15 protein-coding genes are annotated in these 16,768 nt (G+C 71.4%); 9 read left to right on the forward strand and 6 right to left on the reverse strand.

The genetic code is table 11. The features are described 5' to 3' along the window. Positions 1-103: 103 nt before the first annotated feature. The 5 genes from ACZ7EG_RS02340 to leuA form a co-directional block, all read right to left on the reverse strand. A complete protein-coding gene (locus ACZ7EG_RS02340; RefSeq protein WP_471071005.1) occupies positions 104-766 on the reverse strand; it encodes a response regulator in 663 nt (220 codons plus the stop codon). Beyond that, positions 763-2,004 carry a sensor histidine kinase gene (locus tag ACZ7EG_RS02345; RefSeq protein WP_471071008.1) on the reverse strand — a complete coding sequence of 414 codons (1,242 nt, stop codon included), beginning with the start codon at positions 2,002-2,004 and terminating at the stop codon, positions 763-765. The genes ACZ7EG_RS02340 and ACZ7EG_RS02345 overlap by 4 nt, the downstream gene beginning before the upstream one ends. 46 nt (positions 2,005-2,050) lie before the next feature. Beyond that, a complete protein-coding gene (locus tag ACZ7EG_RS02350; RefSeq protein WP_471071011.1) occupies positions 2,051-4,153 on the reverse strand; it encodes an MMPL family transporter in 2,103 nt (700 codons plus the stop codon). Positions 4,154-4,305: 152 nt separating this feature from the next. Beyond that, a complete protein-coding gene (locus tag ACZ7EG_RS02355) occupies positions 4,306-5,001 on the reverse strand; it encodes a TerB family tellurite resistance protein (RefSeq protein ID WP_471071014.1) in 696 nt (231 codons plus the stop codon). Between the two features lie 211 nt (positions 5,002-5,212). After that, a complete protein-coding gene (leuA, locus tag ACZ7EG_RS02360; protein WP_471071017.1) occupies positions 5,213-6,943 on the reverse strand; it encodes a 2-isopropylmalate synthase in 1,731 nt (576 codons plus the stop codon). 334 nt (positions 6,944-7,277) lie between these two features. Between leuA and ACZ7EG_RS02365 the strand changes: the two genes are divergently transcribed. From ACZ7EG_RS02365 to ACZ7EG_RS02405, 9 genes are all read left to right on the forward strand, one after another. Further along, positions 7,278-8,339: a M4 family metallopeptidase gene (locus tag ACZ7EG_RS02365; RefSeq protein ID WP_471071020.1), complete on the forward strand. Its 1,062-nt coding sequence runs from the start codon at positions 7,278-7,280 to the stop codon at positions 8,337-8,339. A gap of 20 nt (positions 8,340-8,359) precedes the next feature. Further along, positions 8,360-8,626: a protealysin inhibitor emfourin gene (locus ACZ7EG_RS02370; protein ID WP_471071023.1), complete on the forward strand. Its 267-nt coding sequence runs from the start codon at positions 8,360-8,362 to the stop codon at positions 8,624-8,626. A 60-nt stretch (positions 8,627-8,686) separates the two neighbouring features. Beyond that, positions 8,687-10,021, forward strand: a complete 1,335-nt coding sequence (locus tag ACZ7EG_RS02375) for a GH1 family beta-glucosidase (protein ID WP_471071026.1) — start codon at positions 8,687-8,689, stop codon at positions 10,019-10,021. A gap of 283 nt (positions 10,022-10,304) precedes the next feature. Further along, positions 10,305-10,757 (forward strand): ATP-binding protein, encoded by a 453-nt coding sequence (locus ACZ7EG_RS02380; RefSeq protein WP_471071029.1) that lies wholly within the window; start codon positions 10,305-10,307, stop codon positions 10,755-10,757. A gap of 135 nt (positions 10,758-10,892) precedes the next feature. Further along, positions 10,893-11,006: a keywimysin-related RiPP gene (locus ACZ7EG_RS02385; RefSeq protein WP_107092234.1), complete on the forward strand. Its 114-nt coding sequence runs from the start codon at positions 10,893-10,895 to the stop codon at positions 11,004-11,006. Between the two features lie 109 nt (positions 11,007-11,115). After that, complete coding sequence (locus ACZ7EG_RS02390) at positions 11,116-12,951, forward strand: lasso peptide isopeptide bond-forming cyclase (RefSeq protein ID WP_471071033.1); 1,836 nt, start codon at positions 11,116-11,118, stop codon at positions 12,949-12,951. 13 nt (positions 12,952-12,964) lie between these two features. Beyond that, positions 12,965-13,360, forward strand: a complete 396-nt coding sequence (locus ACZ7EG_RS02395; RefSeq protein WP_471071036.1) for a lasso peptide biosynthesis PqqD family chaperone — start codon at positions 12,965-12,967, stop codon at positions 13,358-13,360. Continuing rightward, positions 13,357-13,830, forward strand: coding sequence for a lasso peptide biosynthesis B2 protein (locus tag ACZ7EG_RS02400; protein WP_471071039.1), 474 nt, complete (start codon positions 13,357-13,359; stop codon positions 13,828-13,830). The genes ACZ7EG_RS02395 and ACZ7EG_RS02400 overlap by 4 nt, the downstream gene beginning before the upstream one ends. Continuing rightward, entirely contained in the window at positions 13,808-15,613 is a 1,806-nt protein-coding gene (locus tag ACZ7EG_RS02405) for an ABC transporter ATP-binding protein (protein ID WP_471071042.1), read from the forward strand. Before ACZ7EG_RS02400 ends, ACZ7EG_RS02405 begins: the two co-directional genes overlap by 23 nt. A gap of 177 nt (positions 15,614-15,790) precedes the next feature. Here the strand turns inward: ACZ7EG_RS02405 and era are convergent, their stop codons facing one another. Continuing rightward, the gene (gene era, locus ACZ7EG_RS02410) at positions 15,791-16,744 is read right to left on the reverse strand and encodes a GTPase Era (RefSeq protein WP_471071045.1); all 954 of its coding nucleotides are present in this window, start codon (positions 16,742-16,744) and stop codon (positions 15,791-15,793) included. Positions 16,745-16,768: the final 24 nt, after the last annotated feature.

The following is a 16,768-nucleotide window of genomic DNA, read 5'->3' on the forward strand; positions in this document are numbered from 1 at the left end:
AGAGCACGCACCGGACACCGCGGGGCCCGCCCTCCGGGCGGACGACGGGACTTTGCGGACACGACCTGGTACCGCGGCAGGCACGGGAAGGGAGCCCGGTCCGTCAGACGCTGCCCGGTGTCACCATCCCCGACTCGTACGCGACGATGACCAGCTGAGCCCGGTCCCGTGCCGCCAGCTTGCCCATGATGCGGCTGACGTGCGTCTTCGCGGTGAGCGGGCTCAGGCCCAGCGCGTGGCCGATCTCGGTGTTGTTGAGGCCGCGCGCGACCAGGGCGAGCACCTCCCGCTCCCGCCCGGACAGGCACTCGGGCCCGCCCGTCTCCGGTGCGGAGGGGCTGCGCAGGAACCGCTCGATCAGCCGTGCCGTGGGGCCGGGCGACAGCAGGGCCTCGCCGGCCGCGACCGTGCGGATGGCGTCGAGGAGTTCGGCCGGCCTGGTGTCCTTCACCAGGAATCCCGAGGCACCGGCCCGCAGCGCCTCGACGATGTTCTCGTCGGTGTCGTACGTGGTGAGCACGAGCACTCGTACGCCCGCGAGGTCCTCGTCGGCCGCGATGAGCCGGGTCGCCTCGATGCCGTCCAGGTCGGGCATGCGGATGTCCATCACCACGAGGTCGGGGTGTGCGCCGCGGGCCAGTTCGACGGCCTGCCGGCCGGTGGCGGCCTGGCCGACGACCTCCATGTCCCGGGCCGACTCCACGAGCATCGCGAACGCCTCCCGCACCAGGGTCTGGTCGTCCGCGAGCAGCACCCGAACGGTCATCCGGCTCTCTCCCCCGTCGTGGTCAGCGGCAGAACCGCCCTCACCTCGAATCCGCCCCCGGTGCGCGGTCCGGCGTCGAGTGTGCCACCGACGCTGCGGGCCCGCTCCCGCATCCCGACGAGCCCGAATCCCGCGGTTCGGCCCGGGGCCGGTCCGGTGCCGTCGTCGCGGACCGACAGGTGCAGGGCGCCCTGCCGTTCGTCGAGTTCGACGTGGACGGCCGGTTCGGTTCCCGCGTGCCGTACGGCGTTCGTGAGTGCCTCCTGCACGATGCGGTAGGCGGCGGCGCCCACGGCGGGCGGCGCCTGCCGTACGCGTACGGTCTGCTCGACGCGGGCTCCGGCCAGCCGCGCGGCCTCGGCGAGGTCGGGCAGCCCGTCCAGGCCGGGCAGCGGGCCGCGGGCCTCAGGGGGGCCGTGCTCGCGCAGCACCTCCAGGGTCGTACGGAGTTCGCCGCGGGCGCTGCGGCAGGTCTCGGCGATGTCGTCGAGGGCCTTGGCCACCGTCTCGCGATCGAGCCGCTCCGGATCGGCGGACAGCACATGGGCGGCGACGGAGGTCTGCACACCGATCAGGGTGATGCTGTGGGCGAGCAGGTCGTGCAGGTCCCGGGCGATGCGCAGCCGCTCCTCGGCGACGCGCCGCCGGGCCTCCTCCTCCCGGGTCCGTTCGGCCCGTTCGGCGCGCTCCACGATCGAGGCGACGTACTTGCGGTAGACACGCACGTCGATGCCGCAGAACAGCACGGCGACGACCCAGCCGGATATCCGGAGCACCTCCAGCGCCTCGTGCATGCTGACGGTGAGCATCACGCTGACCGAGAGGCCGACGACACCGGTGCCGACCAGGACGGTGCGCAGCGGCCGGCCGGTCACGGCGACGGTGTAGAGGGCGATGTACGTCGCCGGGGTCGGCGCGGAGTGGGTGTTGTCCAGGGCGTGGTACGGGGCGACGCACGCCACGACCGCGAGCAGCACGAGCAGCGGCTGCCGGCGCCGCCACGCGATGGGGACGTTGCAGGCGAGAAGCAGCGTCCAGCCCAGCGCGTCGGGCCTGCGCCCGTCGTCGACGAGCAGGGCGAGGGCGACGGCGAGGGCGAGGGCGACGACGGCGAGCAGCGCGTCGTTGCGGGCGGCGTGCGGGGCGGTCAGGGGGTCGCGGTTGATGGCGGCCATGATCCGCTCGGCGGGCCGCGACCAGGTGGGCTGCGGGGTGGTGGGTGCCTGCACGGGCATCATCCTCGGCCAGGAAGGCGCCCCTCCGGGAGAGGAGGGGCGCCGTCGGTCAGCGGGCGTCGGCCGCCACGGGCTCGTGCTCCCGCGGCTCCTGCGGCGAAGCCGTGGGCTTGGGCGCCCGCGAGAGAGCGCCCGGCCACCACACCCGGCGCTTCAGCAGCACGCTGGCCGTGGTGACCAGGTACGTCCGCACGAGGAACGTATCCAGCAACACGCCCACCGCGATGACGAACCCGAGCTCCACCAGCCCGACCATCGGCAACGTCGTCAGCACGGCGAACGTGGCCGCCAGCACCACCCCGGCCGAAGCGATCACCCCGCCGGTCGTCCGCAGCGCGGTGAGCGCCGCCGCCTCGGGCTCGGCCCCGCCCACGGACTCCTCCCGCATCCGGTGCATCAGGAAGATGCCGTAGTCGACACCGAGGGCGACCAGGAACACGAAGGACAGCAGCCCCAGCCCCGGATCGGTCCCGGCGAACCCGAACACCGGCTCGAACACCAGCCCGCCGATGCCGAGTGCGGCGCCCCAGACCGCGACCACCGCCGCCAGCAGCAACAGCGGCGCGACGAGACTGCGCAACAACGCGACCAGGATGACGAACACGGCGGCCAGCACCAGCGGCACGATCACCTTCCGGTCCCTCGACTCGCTGTCGGCCAGGTCGATCTGCTGGGCGCTGGGCCCGCCGACGTAGGCGCCCATGGGGTCGAGCCCGGCCCGCAGCGCCTCGATGGTCCGGGTCTCGGCCGGGGTCTCGGGGGCGGCGGTGGTGAAGACGGCGATCTCGGTCCACCCCGAGCCGCTGCGCCCCGGTGCCACCTCGGCGACGCCCTCGGTCGTACGGGCCCGGTCGGCGGCCGCCCCGGCCCGCTCCTCGGGCGCGATGACCGTCACGGGCCGGCTGCTGCGCTCGGGATACTCCTGCGCCAGGGTCCGCATCGCCGTGATGGACTCGGGCCGTTCGGTGAAGGAGTCCTCCTGCTTCAGGCTGCCGGACAGGTTGAGCGTGCCGAGCGCGAGGGCGCCGAGCAGCGCGGCCCCGCCGACGAGCACGGTGGCGGGGCGCCGCGTCGCCGAGGAGCCCATCGCGGCGAACAGCGACCGCCGGGCCTTCGGCTCGCTCCCGAACGCGGGGACCAGCGGCCAGAAGACCCGCCGCCCCAGCAGCACCAGGACCGCGGGCAGCAGGGTCGTCATGGCGACCAGCGCGGCGAGCACCCCGACCATGCCGACCGGTCCCATGCCGCGGCTGCTGTTGAGGTCCGCGGCGAGCAGGCACAGCAGCCCGGCCGCGACCGTCCCCGAGGAGGCCAGGACGGCCGGTCCGCAGCCGCGCAGGGCGGTGCGCATGGCGTCGTACGGCCGCTCGTGGCGCCGCAGTTCCTCCCGGTAGCGGGAGACGATCAGCAGCGCGTAGTCGGTGCCGGCGCCGAGGACCAGCACGGTCATCACACCGCCGCTCTGGCCGGTGACGGTGACGTCGAACAGTTCGTGCAGCCCGTACCCGGCGGCCATCGACACGGCGGCGGCCACGCCCGCCACGGCGAGCGGCACCAGCCACAGGAACGGGCTGCGGTAGATGAGGACGAGCAGCACGGTGACGACGGCGAGCGTGGCGAACAGCAGCGTGGCGTCGAGCGTGCCGAACACCTTGTTCATGTCGGTGTTCAGCGCGCCGGGGCCGCCGACCTCGACGCTCAGTCCGCGGCCGCCTTCGGCGATGTCCCGCACCCCGTCGACGAAGGCGTCCCGGGCTTCTTCGTCCTGGCCGGGCTGGGTGCTGGAGACCGGGTACATCAGGGTGGAGCCGTCCTTCGACAAGACGCCCTTCGGTTCCCCCGTCAGGTCGTGGGCGCGGCTCGTCTCGGCGATCTGCTCGTCGGCGGTGCGCCGGTCGGCTTCGGTGAGCCCGCCGCCGCGGTGGTAGACGAGCACCAGGTCGGTCGACTCACCGCCCGGCAGCTCGTCCTGGATCCTCGCCACCTGGGTCGAGTCGGCACTGTCGGGCAGGTAGTCGACCGCGCGGTTCTGCTGGATGTCGGCGAACTTGCCCGCGAGCGGCCCGACCAGCACGAGCGCGGCGAGCCACAGCCCGACCACCACCCACGGCACGGCCCGTTTCCGCCCGCTGCGCGTCCTTACGGCCCCCATGGGTCCGGCTCCCTCCGGTCGGGTGTCTGGATCGGTCTCCAGACTCCCGCCGGGCGGTGGCAGGTTCGTCGGCCGTGAGGGCGAGTCGGGCGCTACTGCCGGGGGCGGTCCCGGCCTCGGGTTACTCCCCGGGGAGTAACGGGAGGTGTGCCCTAGGAAGGCGTGCGCGCCGCCGCGAGCAGCCGGGTCACGTCGTCGGAGCAGATGGTGAGCGCCGCCCCCACCGTCGCCAGCACATCCCGCTCGGCCGTGGTGTACGGACCGTCCGCCAGGGCGATGCGGGCGCCCTGGAGCAGGATCGATTCGCGGCCGGCCGCGGCGAGGTGCGGAGTGAGCGGGTCCAGCGCCTCGTGGAGCTCTATGGCCAGCCCCGCGCCGCAGGGTTCGCCGGCGATCCGGCCGGTGTCGGCCTCCAGCGCCTCGACGAGGGCGGCCAGCTGCTCCTCCGTGCAGTCGTCGAAACCGGCCGCGCGGACCGCGAGGACGGCGGCCTCCAGGGCCGTACGGGCCCCGGCGCCGCCCGCCGCCAGCACCGCCAGGGCGACGGTGTGCACGGCGTCGCGGAGCATCGCGGAGAAGCGGGTGGTGGTCGGATGGTCGAGGACGTCGGTGCCGAAGTGGCGGCGGCAGGCCGCGCACTCCACGACCGGGCCGGTCTCGCCACGCGGCAGCACGGGCAGACCGAGCAGGGTGAAGCGGCGTTGTCCGGTCAGCCGCTGGTAGTTGCGGTCGCCACCGCAGCCGGGGCAGAAGAACTCCCCGTCACCGGCGGCCGTCCACGCGGTTCGGGTGCCCAGGATGCGCGAAAGCCTGGCGGCATGGCCGTTTCGTCCCCGTCCTGGCAGCACGTCGCACCTCCGTCACGCCGCACGGCAACGTCGCCGCGCTTGCGTGATGTTAGCCACATCGGAGACGAGGAGTCAGCACCCCGGAGGAGACCTTTCCGTGACCTCCACAGCAAATGGCCGGTATACGACGGGGCTCCGCCCGCCGGACATCGGCGGACGGAGCCCCTGCGGCATCCGTGAGCGGCCTGTCGCCGCAGACCCGTACGGCTGGTCAGCGAGCCGCGCGGTTGACGGCCGAGACGACGGCCTTCAGCGAGGCCCGCGTCGTGTTCGCGTCGATTCCGATGCCCCACAGGACCTTGCCGTCGATCGCGCACTCGATGTAGGAGGCGGCCTGCGCGGAGGCACCCTCGCTCATGGTGTGCTCCTGGTAGTCCAGCAGACGTACGTCGATGCCGACGGACTGCAGGGCGTCGAAGAAGGCCGAGATCGGACCGTTGCCCGTACCGGTCAGGACGGTGTCCCGGCCGTCGACCGTGGCCTCCACCTTGAGCGTGTCGACGCCGTCGGTGTCGGTCGTCGACTGGCCGTTGCGCACCTGGATCCGGCCCCACGGGTTCTCGGGGTTCGGCAGGTACTCGTCCTGGAAGACCGCCCAGATGTCCTTCGGCGTGACCTCGCCGCCCTCGGCGTCCGTCTTGGCCTGGATGACCTTGGAGAACTCGACCTGCATACGGCGCGGCAGGTCCAGGCTGTGGTCGTTCTTCAGGACGTAGGCGATACCGCCCTTGCCGGACTGCGAGTTGACCCGGATGACCGCCTCGTAGGAGCGGCCGACGTCCTTGGGGTCGATCGGCAGGTAGGGGACGGCCCACTCGATGTCGTCGACCGTGACGCCCTGGGCGGCCGCGTCGGCCTCCATGGCGTCGAAGCCCTTCTTGATGGCGTCCTGGTGGGAGCCGGAGAAGGACGTGTAGACCAGGTCGCCCACGTACGGGTGGCGCGGGTGGACCTCCATCTGGTTGCAGTACTCCCACGTGCGACGGATCTCGTCGATGTCGGAGAAGTCGATCTGCGGGTCGACGCCCTGCGAGAACAGGTTCATGCCGAGGGTGACCAGGTCGACGTTGCCGGTGCGCTCGCCCTGGCCGAACAGACAGCCCTCGACGCGGTCGGCGCCGGCCATCAGGGCCAGCTCGGCGGCGGCGACGGCGGTGCCGCGGTCGTTGTGCGGGTGGATCGACAGGCAGACGTGCTCACGGCGGGACAGGTTGCGGCCCATCCACTCGAAGCGGTCGGCGTGCGTGGACGGCGTGGAGCGCTCCACGGTGGCCGGCAGGTTGAGGATGATCTCGCGGCCCGGGCCGGGCTGCCAGACGTCCATGACCGCCTCGCAGACCTCCAGCGCGAAGTCCAGCTCGGTGTCGGTGAAGATCTCGGGGCTGTATTGGTAGCCGAACGTCGTGCCATCAGCCTCGGGGCCCAGCAGCTTCTCGGCGTACTCGATGACCAGCCGGGTGCCGTCGACGGCGATCTGCTTGATGTCGTCCTTGGAGCCGCGGAAGACGACCCGGCGGAAGACCGGGGCCGTGGCGTTGTACAGGTGGACCGTGGCGCGCTTGGCGCCCTTCAGGGACTCCACCGTGCGCTCGATCAGGTCCTCGCGGGCCTGGGTCAGTACGGAGATGGTGACGTCGTCGGGGATGGCGCCCGGCTCTTCGATGATCGACCGTACGAAGTCGAAGTCCGTCTGGCCGGAGGCCGGGAAGCCGACCTCGATCTCCTTGTAGCCCATCTTGACCAGCAGGTCGAACATGGCGCGCTTGCGGGCGGGCGACATGGGGTCGATCAGGGCCTGGTTGCCGTCACGCAGGTCGGTGGAGAGCCAGCGGGGGGCGGTGGTGATGCGCTGCTCCGGCCAGGTGCGGTCCGGGATGTCGACCTGCTCGTAGCGGCCGTACTTGTGGATCGGCATGGAACTGGGCTGCTGGCGGTTCGCCATGATGCGGGGGCTCCTCAGGGGGTGTCCGGAAGGACGGCCGACGACGCAGCACCAAGCTCCGCGGGGAGGGAGTCGGCCTCGACTACAGGCCCTCGCCGCGGCAGCTAAGGAGAAGCAGCCCGAAACGCATGATGCGCAGCATGCTAGCCGAGCCCCTCCCCGGCGCGCGGGGTCGTATCAGTATGCGGGACCGGACGCCCAAACGGGACAAAAAGTGCGCCACGCCACTTTGCCATAGCACTCGGCACGGAGCGTGAAGGGCGTTGTCCCGGTATTTCACCAATCATGGTGGCGACTAGTGACAGCCCCGTCACTCAGTGCAAGGGTGCCGGGCATGACGACTCACGGGGGCTTCGAGCCCGTCTTCTGCACCATCGTTCCGCCCCATGTCCTCGACCGGCTCGCCCAGGCCGAGGACCCCGCGCTCGCCGGTCCCGCCCGCCGCACCCTGCAGCGCGACGCCTTCGAGCGCACCCAGCGCCGCCTCACCACGGTCATCGGCGCGAGCGCCGTCGCCGCGGTCGCCGACGGCAAGCCGCAGCGCACCATCCACGACGCCCGGCACGGCACCGACCTGCCCGGCCACAAGGTCCGCGGCGAGGGCGACAAGCCCGGCAAGGACGCCACCGTCAACCGCGCCTACGCGGGCCTCGGCGCCACCTTCGAACTGTTCCTCCAGGCGTACCAACGCGACTCGATCGACGGCAACGGCCTCCCCCTGAACGCGACGGTGCACTACGACCGCGACTACAACAACGCGTTCTGGAACGGCGAGCAGATGGTCTTCGGCGACGGGGACGGGGAGATCTTCCTCGACTTCACCATCCCGATCGACGTCATCGGCCACGAACTCGCGCACGGCGTCACGCAGTACACGGCCAACCTCACCTACTTCGGCCAGCCCGGCGCGCTCAACGAGTCCCTGTCCGATGTCTTCGGCGCCCTGATCAAGCAGTACACGCTCGGCCAGACCGCAGCCGAGGCCGACTGGCTGATCGGCGCGGGCCTGCTCGCCCCACGGGTCACGGGCACGGCGCTGCGCTCCATGAAGGCACCGGGCACGGCGTACGACGACGACGTCCTCGGCAAGGATCCGCAGCCGGCGACGATGGACGACTTCGTGCGCACCGGCCGCGACAACGGCGGTGTCCACATCAACTCCGGCATCCCGAACCACGCCTTCTACCTGGCCGCCACGGCCCTCGGCGGCCACGCCTGGGAGCGGGCCGGGCAGGTCTGGTACGACGTGCTGACCGGCGGCGAACTGAGGCAGGACGCGATGTTCGTCGACTTCGCGACGCTCACCGTCAAGGCCGCCCGGGAGCGCTTCGGCGACGGGGAGGAACTGGACGCCGTGTCGAAGGGCTGGGAGCAGGTCGGGGTGCGGACCCTGTAGTTCCGTACTAGACAGGTGCCATGCGGATTCAGGTGAGACGCACGGGCGGGTTCGCGGGCATCGAGCGATATGCCGAGGTGGACACCTCGGGCCGGCCCGATGCCCCGGACTGGCACGCCCTGGCCGATCAGGCCCTGGCCGCCGGCCGGAGCACACCGCCGGTCGGGGTCCCGGACGGGTTCGTCTACCAGCTCACGGTGGACGGGAAGACCGTGTACTGCGCGGACCCCCGGCTGACGGAGGAGCAGCGCAGGCTGATCTCGCGGGTGCTGAAGGAAGGGGCGTGACAGCACGGGCGTAACAGCTCCTTCCCGCCCGGGCGTTGACTTCCGTTACCGCCGGTACGGATGATCCAGCGCATGGCGACTGACGCAGGCAACCCGATCCCCCGCTTCCCGGCCGGCTTCCTCTGGGGCGTGTCCACGTCCGCGCACCAGATCGAGGGCGGCGTGAACGAGCGCGAGCCGTCCGTGTGGGACGCCTTCACGGCCGGGCCGGGACGGGTGAAGGACGGCTCGACGGCGGCGGTGGCCTGCGACCACGTCCACCGCCACCACGAGGATGTGGCCCTCCTGGCCGGCCTGGGCGTCAACGCCTACCGCTTCTCGATCTCCTGGCCGCGAGTGCGCTCCGAGAAAGGCCTGGACTTCTACGACCGGCTGGTCGACGACCTGTGCGCGGCCGGCGTCCGTCCGGTGCCGACGCTGTTCCACTGGGACCTGCCGGCGGACCTGGACTGGCTGGAGCGGGACACCGCCGAGCGCTTCGCCGAGTACGTGTCGTTGGTCGCGGACCGGCTGGGCGACCGGGTGACGAAGTGGATCACTCTGAACGAGCCCGCCGAGCACACCCTGCTGGGCCACGCCCTGGGCGTGCACGCGCCGGGGAAGCGGCTGCTGTTCGACGCGCTGCCGGCCGCCCACCACCAGCTGCTCGCCCACGGCCTGGCCGTCCGGGCCCTGCGCGCCTCGGGCGCCACGGACATCGGCGTCGCCAACTCGCACGGCCCGACCTGGGCGGCGTCGACCGAGGCGCCGGACGTGGAGGCGGCGGACTTCTACGACCTGCTGCTGAACCGCCTGTTCGCGGACCCGCTGCTGCTGGGCCGCTACCCGGACGGCATCGGCGAGCTGATGCCGGGCGACGTCGAGGCGGATCTGAAGGTGATCGCCGAGCCGCTCGACTGGTACGGGATCAACTACTACGCCCCGACCAGGGTGGGTGCTCCCCAGGGCGCGGAGATCGAGTTCGGCGGCATCACCATGCCCGCCGAACTGCCCTTCTCCGTGCGGGAGATCGAGGGGCACCCGGTCACCGACTTCGGCTGGCCGGTCGTCCCCGAGGGCCTCACCGAAGTCCTCACCACCTTCCGCGACCGCTACGGCGACCGGCTCCCGCCCGTCGTCATCACCGAGAACGGCTGCTCGTACCCGGGCGTCGACGACCAGGACCGCATCGCCTACCTGGACGGCCATGTCCGGGCCCTGCACCGGGCGGTGGAGGCGGGCGTCGACGTGCGCGGCTACTTCGTGTGGTCCCTGCTCGACAACTTCGAGTGGGCGGAGGGCTACGCACGCCGCTTCGGCCTGGTCCACGTCGACTTCGACACCCTGGAGCGGACCCCGAAGGCCTCGTACGACTGGTATCGGCAGCTGTTGCGGTCGCAGCGGTCTACGGCTTGATGCCCACCCCGGTCCACAGGCTGTTGCCCAGGTTCCCAGCCCTGGAGGCCGCGACGCTCCGCGTCGCCCTCACCAGACGCGATTCCTCCCGGGGCTGAAGCCCCGGGGTTCCTCGCGAGATTCCGCTGAAATTGTCAGGCAGATAGTTGCAGCGTGAACTGCTCTGCGAGCATAGTTACTTGGGTGACCAGGGTTCCGGAAGCAGCAACTCCCCCACCCGGCCGGTCCGTTGTCCGCTCGCCCCTTCCTTGATTGCGCCAACCCCCCACGGAAGGCGATCGCCGTGTCCCCCCACACGACATCCACTCCCCGGTTCCTGGACGCGGTGCGCCCGGACCGCACCGACTGGCTGGAGCTGCCCCCGCAGCGGACCAGCGTCAGAGCCGCCCGCCACGCCATGCGCGCGCGGCTGGACGCGTGGCAGGTGCCCGACGAGGTGTGCGCGAACGCGGTGCTGCTCGTCTCCGAGCTGGTGACCAACGCCGTGCTGCACACGCTCAGCGAACGGATCCTGTGCGGGGTCCAGCTGATGACGGGCGCGCGCTTCCGGCTGGAGGTCCACGACGGCGACCTCACGGGCCGCGGCATCCCCGACCGCTGCCCCGGCCCCGACGACGAGGGCGGCCGCGGCCTGCTGCTCGTCCGCGAGATAGCCGACAGCTGGGGCATCACCCGCTCGACCCTCACAGGCGGCAACGCGGTGTGGGCGAGCCTGGTGACAGAGCAACACCCCTGAGAATCCCTAAATGTTGAATCGGTAACCCAATCGCCTTTTCAGGCAAACCGGATCTCTTGCTGCAAATCCCCTGTTGGTGTCTATGGTGGAAGAGATAACCGATAGCGACGCGCGCAATTCAGGAGGTGCAACGCCATGCGCACCTACGAGCGTCCGACGCTGACTGCGGTCGGCTCCTTCCGCAAGACCGGTCTGGGCTTCCGGGCAGGGCCGGAGAGGTTCTGGTTCTTCCGGAGGAGGTTCTTCTGACCCGCCGGGGATGCCGCCGGCGCAGGATCTCAGAGGGGCGGTAGGACGTCGGTCCTGCCGCCCGTATCTCTTGATCACCTCAGAGCTCGGCGTACGGGAAGGGACCGGCATGGTCGATTTTCCTGATTCCGGCGAGAGGCCGGGCTGGTTCGTCGTCCTTCCGGACTGCGCTTCGGCGGCCGTGGTGTCCGCCGCGCTCCGCGCCCGCGAGGTCCAGGAGGTCAGCCACCCGTCGGGACGGCCGTGGCTGCTCGGCGACTGGTCTCCCGGTGCCCTGACCATCGGGGAGGCGGGCCGGACGAAGATCGTGGTCGTCGGTGAGCACGCCGTCACCGCCGACCGGCTCACCCTGGCGGCCGGCCGGATCGGGTCGATCGCCGACCTGGACGGTCTGGCCCGAGGCATGGCCGGGAGTTCACACCTGATCGCTTCGGTCGCCGGACGGGTGCGGGTCCAGGGGAGCGTCACCGGCTTTCGCCGGGTGTTCCACGCCAGGACCGGGGACGCCACCGTGGCCGCGGACCGGGCCGACGTCCTGGCCGCTCTGCTCGACGCGGAGGTCGACGCGCAGCGGCTGGCGACCCGCCTGCTGAATCCGTGCGCGCCGCACCCGCTGGCCGGCGAACCGGTCTGGCGAGGCGTGGGCGCCCTGGGGATCGGCCACTACCTCGCCCTCGACGCCGACGGCCGGGGACACCCCGTCGGATGGTGGGCGCCTCCCGAGCCGGTGGTGCCGATGGCGGAGGGCGCGCCGGCGTTGCGGGAGGCACTGTCGGCGGCGGTGGACGTCCGGGTCCGGGGCCGGAACGTGGTGAGCTGCGATCTGGGCGGCCTGGACTCGACCTCGGTGTGCGCTCTGGCCGCACGGGGCACGGCGAAGGTCATCGCCTACACCGCCGACGGTCTCGATCCCCTGTGCGACGACGTGACCTGGGCTCGCCGCACGGTCGCGGGGCTGGACGACGTCGGCCACCACGTCATCGCCGGAGACCGGTTGCCGATGGTGTACGAGGGCCTCCGGGACGTGGACGAGCACTTCGACGAACCGTGCCCGGCGATGATGCATCCCAGCCGCTGTCTGCTCATTCCGCGGCTGGCCGCGGCGCAGGGCTCACACATGCACCTGACGGGCTTCGGCGGGGACGAACTGCTCTCCGGCTCGCCGGCGCATCTGCACACGCTGGCCCGGACCCACCCCAGGACGGCGGTGCAGCGCCTGCGCGGCTTCGCCGCCCAGGGGCCGTGGCCGTATCGGGAGACGCTGCGGCAGTTGTGGGACAACAGCTCCTACCGGACGTGGTTCGCCCGAGCCGGCGACCTGCTCACCGCCGTACCGCCCCCCTTGGAGACACCGGCGCTGGACTGGGGGACACCGCCGCGGCTCCCCCCGTGGGCGACGCCGGACGCCGTCGCCGCCGTACGCGAGCTGATCCGCACCACGGCGCGTACCGCCCGGCCACTGGCCGACGGGCGCGGGCAGCACATCGAGCTGGAAGCGCTGGGAAACAACTCCCGCATGGTCCGGCAGGTGGCTCAGCTGGCCACCCGCGCCGGACTCACCCTCGCCGCCCCCTACTACGACGACCGGGTGATCGAAGCGGGCCTGGCGGTGCGGCCGCAGGACAGGATCACTCCCTGGCAGTACAAGCCGCTCATCGTGGAGGCGATGCGCGGCATCGTCCCCGACGAGAGCCTGACCCGCCACACCAAGGACGAGGGTTCCTACGAGGCGGAGGTCGGGATGCGGGAACACCGTGCCGAGTTGCTGGCCCTGTGCGAGGACTCCCGCTTGGCCCGGCTGGGTCTGATCGACGCGCAGAGGTTGCGTGAGACGTGCCGTCGCCCCCTGCCCCCGGCCCTGCCGTTCGACGCGCTGTACCAGACCGTGGTGTGCGAGATGTGGCTGCGCTCGCTGGAAGCCGCCACCACCGCTGTTCCGGGCTGAATGGAGACGGCCGATGGCGTTCAAGCTGCGTGAGGGTGTGTTCACGACCGAGACCGACTACGGGATCGCCATCCTCGACGAGGACCGCGACCAGTACTGGACGCTCAATCCCAGCGCCGCGATCGCCTTGCGCACGTTGCTGGAGGGCGGCACCGAAGCCGACGCCGCGCAGACGCTCAGCGAGCAGTACGCGGTGGACATCGGCACCGCGCGACAGGACGTCCGGGACCTGATCGACGGACTGCACTCGGCGGGCCTGGGAGCAGAGGGAACCGGCGGGCCGGAAGACCGGCCTTCGACGGCACCCGCGGGAGGGCTGCTGCGGCCCACGATGCACGGCCGGTGGCCGCACCTGCGCGGCCGGCGTGCGGGGAGGAGCGGCCGCCGTGCGGGGAGGAAGGCGCGATGACTTCACCGGAGGCGATCTTCCACGACCCGCGCTCGGTGCCTCTGCGGCGGCGGATCCCGGTCCGGCTCGCCGTGGGCGCGGCGCGGCTCCTGGCCCGTCGGCGCCCCCGGCGCATACGGGCCGCACTGGAGTGGCTGCGCCGGGGCGCCCGTCCGGCCACCCTCGAACAGACCCGGGCCGCCCGGGACTCCGTGGTCACGGTCAGTCTGGCGTGCGGGGGACGGGAAGGGTGCCTGCCCCGGTCCCTGGCCACGGTCCTGCTGTGCCGCCTGCACGGCCAGTGGCCCACCTGGTGCGTGGGCGCCCGGCGCCTGCCGCCCTTCGGTGCGCACGCCTGGGTGGAGGCGGAGGGGGTGCCGGTGGGGGAGGATCACCCGCCGGACTACTTCCGCCCCCTGTTCACCGTGCCCTGCGCTCCTGGTTCCGTCAGCCGTGAGGCCGTGATCCATGAAGCCCGAAACGACGGATGAGACCGGCGAGCGGAGCCGGAAGGCCCCGTGGGACTTCCTGCGCCTGTTGTACGGCCACCGGCGGTGGGTCGCCCTCGCCGTCCTGCTGACGCTGGGAGCCTCGGCTCTGAGCCTGGCCCAGCCGCTGCTGGTCAAGCAGGTGATCGAGTCGACCGCGTCCGGCGCGTCGATCGGCCCCGCACTGGCGCTGCTCGTCGTCCTCTTCCTCGCCCAGGCACTGGTACAGGGCCTCGCCCAGTTCGTCCTGGCCCGGACGGGCGAGGGCATCGTCCTGGGGATCCGGCTCGGTCTGATCAAGCATGTGCTGCGGCTGCCCATGGCCGTCTACGACCGCCACCGCATCGGCGATCTCATCTCGCGCACCAGTACCGACAGCACGACGTTGCGGCTGCTCGTCGCGGAAGGCTTCACCGAAGCGGTGACCGGCGCCATCGGGTTGATCGGCATCGTGGTGCTGATGGTCTGGCTGGACTGGCTGATGTTCCTCGTCGTGCTGGCGATGGTGGCGATCGCCACCGTGATCGTCGTCTCGGTGCTGCACGGCATCGAGGTGGCATCGCTGTCCACACAGCGGGCGACGGGGGCGATGACCGCTGATCTGGAGCGTGCGCTCGGTGCCATCCGCACCGTCCGGGCCAGCCGCGCCGAGCAGCGCGAGACCGACCGCATCGCGGGTGGCGCCAGATCGGCGTACGTGGGAAGCGTGCGGATGGCGAAGCTCGACGCCGTGGTGGCACCGGCGATCCAGCTGGCCGTCAAGGGATCCTTCGTCGTCGTGCTGCTCATCGGCGGCATGCGGGTCGCCGACCGGCAGGGGTCGGTCGCCGATCTCGCCGCCTTCCTGCTGTACATGATCTACCTGGTGGAGCCGATCGGCATGCTGTTCCAGTCCCTCAGCACCATGGAGCAGGGCGTGGGCGCGTACCGCAGGGTCACGGAGGTGCTGGAGCTGCCCACGGAGCAGGACGCGGTGCCAGGAGCCGGGGTTCCTGCGCCCTGCGCGGCGAGGGACGGTGTCGGCCCGTCACGGGCGCCCGCGCTGGAGTTCCGCGACGTCTGGTTCGGCTACGATCCGCGGCGCCCCGTCCTTCGCGGGGTGACCTTCGAGGCGCCGGAACGGTCCCATGTCGCCCTGGTCGGCAGCTCAGGGGTCGGAAAGTCCACCGTCTTCGCACTGATCGAGCGGTTCTACGACCCGGATGACGGCCACATCCTCTTCGACGGCCGTGACATAGGAGTGATCGGCAGAGCTGAACACCGGGCCCGGGTCGGCCTGGTGGAACAGCATGCCCCGGTGCTGTACGGCACGCTGCGGGAAAACCTGACCTACGCCGTCCCGGACGCCGGGCCGGAGGAGCTGGACCGGGTGGTCGAGCTGGCACACCTCACGGACCTGATCGCCCGTCTGCCGCGGGGTCTGGACAGTGACGCCGGGGAGCACGGCATGGCTCTCTCCGGTGGCGAGCGCCAGCGGATCGCGATCGCACGTGCTCTGCTGGCCCGGCCGCGGCTGCTCCTGCTGGACGAGCCGACAGCCCATCTGGACGCGGTCAGCGAAGCGGCGCTGCGCCAGTCGATGCGGGAAACCGCGCGGGAGTGCACGCTCGTCGTGATCGCACACCGCATGTCCACCATTCGCGCCGCGGACCTGATCGTGGTCCTCGACGCCGGCCGGGTCGTCGCCACCGGCAGTCACCGGGATCTCGTCGACAGCAGTGAGCACTACCGCTCGCTCATCCTCGCTCAGCAGACCGGTGATCTCCGCGTGCCGCGCACGGCCTGAAGGCCGCCTCAGAACCCCAGCGTGCGCAACTGCCCGGGATCCCGCTGCCAGTCCTTCGCCACCTTCACACGCAGGTCGAGGCTGCATCGACTTGCGGCTACCGCCGCGCGGCGGGCATGCCCGGCAAAACCTCCACCCACCACACCCGAACCGCCCCAGCCACCCGCGCCCTGCGCCTCAGAACCCCAGCTTGCGCAACTGCCGGGGATCCCGCTGCCAGTCCTTCGCCACCTTCACATGCAGGTCGAGGAAGACAGGTGTGCCGAGGAGCGCCTCGATCTGCTTGCGGGACTTGATGCCGACCTCCTTCAGGCGCTTGCCCTTGGGGCCGATGATGATGCCCTTCTGGCTGGGGCGCTCGATGTAGACGAAGGCGTGGATGTCGAGGAGGGGCTTGTCGGCGGGGCGGTCCTCGCGCGGGAGCATCTCCTCGACGACGACCGCGATGGAGTGCGGCAGCTCGTCGCGGACACCTTCCAGCGCGGCCTCGCGGATCAGCTCCGCGATCATGACCTGCTCGGGCTCGTCGGTCAGGTCGCCCTCGGGGTAGAGCGCCGGGCCCTCGGGCAGCAGGGGGACGAGCAGGTCGGCCAGCAGATCCACCTGCTGGTCGGCGACGGCCGAGACCGGCACGATCTCGGCCCACTCGAAGCCCAGCTCCTTGCCGAGCTGGTCGATGGCGATCAGCTGCTCGGCGAGCGTCTTGCTGTCCACGAGGTCGGTCTTGGTGACGATCGCGATCTTCGGCGTCTTCTTGATGGACGCGAGTTCCTTCGCGATGAAACGGTCGCCGGGGCCGAGCTTCTCGTTCGCCGGCAGACAGAAGCCGATCACGTCGACCTCGGCCCACGTCGTGCGCACGACGTCGTTGAGCCGCTCCCCCAGCAGCGTGCGCGGCTTGTGCAGCCCCGGGGTGTCGACCAGGATCAGCTGGGCGTCCGGGCGGTGCACGATGCCCCGCACGGTGTGCCGCGTCGTCTGCGGCTGGTTCGCCGTGATCGCCACCTTCTGGCCGACCAGAGCATTCGTGAGGGTGGACTTGCCCGCGTTGGGACGGCCCACGAAGCAGGCGAAACCGGCCCGGTGGACGGCTCCGGCCGGCTCTTCGGATGACTGGGTACGAACGCTCATGGCGCCCATTGTCCCTGATCCACG

It is taken from the genome of Streptomyces sp. NPDC037100 (genome assembly GCF_055606225.1).